Source organism: Flavobacterium rhizosphaerae (assembly GCF_046000445.1).
Lineage (GTDB): Bacteria > Bacteroidota > Bacteroidia > Flavobacteriales > Flavobacteriaceae > Flavobacterium > Flavobacterium rhizosphaerae.
Genome location: NZ_JBELPZ010000038.1, coordinates 1 through 1,534 on the forward strand (window position 1 = coordinate 1; position 1,534 = coordinate 1,534).

The window sequence follows — 1,534 nt, forward strand, 5'->3', positions numbered from 1 at the left end:
ACCTGGAATTTGGTTCAGAGGTGTCGCACTACTTCTTAACGGGAGGTTATGTATTCCAGCTTAGCGACAATGTAAAGCTTAAGCCTTCGTTTATGCTAAAGTCAGCCTTTGGTGTTGACCCATCGTTAGACGGCTCACTAAACGCCCTGTTTTTTGAGAAGTTTGAGATAGGTGCTACTTACAGGCTTGATGACAGCTTTGGCGGTATGGTAAACTATGCCATTACCCCTAATTTACGTATAGGGTATGCCTATGACCACATCATCAGCGATCTGAATGTTACCACCCCGTCTTCACACGAGGTGATGCTGCTCTTTGACCTGAACTTCCCGAAGAAAGTATCCCGTTCACCACGTTATTTCTAACCTATAAAGCGACATAATAAAATGAAGAAATTATATATTACCCTATGTTTTATGCTCGCCGGTATGGCAGTAACGGCCCAGGATAAGAGCACGGCGGAAGCCGATAAGCTGTATGCCCGTTTTGAGTATGTTGATGCTGCTAAGGCCTACCAGGATGTAAAAGATAAAACCCCTTATGTATATAAAATGCTTGGGGACAGCTATTATAATGTGTTTAACAGCAAAGAGGCGGTAAAATGGTATGCCGAGGCAACCAAAACCCCCCAGGATGCCGAGACGTACTACCGCTATGCGCAGATGCTGAAGGCCGAAGGCCGTTATGCGGATGCCAATGCGCAGATGCGCAAATTTGCCCAGATGGCCCCGTCAGACCAGCGTGCCGTTACTTTTATGAAAGACCCGGACTACCTGCCTAAGCTAAAAAATCAGGCCAAACTGTTTGATGAGAAAGTACTGGACATCAACGATAAGAAATACGGTTCATTTGGCCCTGTGCTTACCAATGACAACACATTTTACTTTACCAGCTCCCGCAATGAGGCCCGCAGGACCTATGGAGCGAACGAAGAGCCATACCTTGATATTTACCAGGCTACCTATAATGCCGATGGCAGCTTTAGCGAGCCGGTGCCGTTAGCCTCAGTAAACAGCAAGTGGCATGACGGCCCTGTGGCCGTAACGGCAGATGGCAACACCATGTATTTTTCCAGTGAGAGCTTTAAAGAGCGTAAGGAATATGAAGTGGATAAGGAGAACTACCTTAAAGTAGGGCAGGTGTTCCTGTTCAGGGCTACCAGACAAAATGGTGAGTGGGGCGATATACAGCCAGTGCCGTTTAACGATAAGCGCTGGTCTACAGGCAACCCATCGATCAGTAAAGACGGCAAGACGCTTTACTTTGCCTCAGACCGTGAAGGCTCTATGGGAGGCAGTACGGATATCTGGAAAGTGGAGGTAACAGGCAACAACACCTATGGTGAGCCGGTGAACCTTGGCCCTAAGGTAAACACCGAAGGCAAGGACAACTACCCTTTTATAACCGACGACAACAAACTGTATTTTTCATCTACCGGCCGCCCGGGTTTTGGTTCGTATGACATTTATGTTATCGACCTTGCCAAAGGCACTGCTGCAGAGGCTAAAAACGTAGGCCTTCCGGTAAACTCAGG

The 1,534-nt window shown here is 47.5% G+C and carries 1 protein-coding gene and 1 pseudogene; both read left to right on the plus strand.

Going from position 1 to position 1,534, the window contains the following annotated elements:
* Nucleotides 1–365, plus strand: a 365-nt coding sequence (locus ABS766_RS16690; RefSeq protein ID WP_408086336.1) for a type IX secretion system membrane protein PorP/SprF, incomplete at its 5' end; no start/stop codon positions are given.
* A gap of 21 nt (nt 366–386) precedes the next feature.
* Nucleotides 387–1,534 (plus strand): annotated as a pseudogene (locus ABS766_RS16695) (OmpA family protein); the annotation flags it as partial.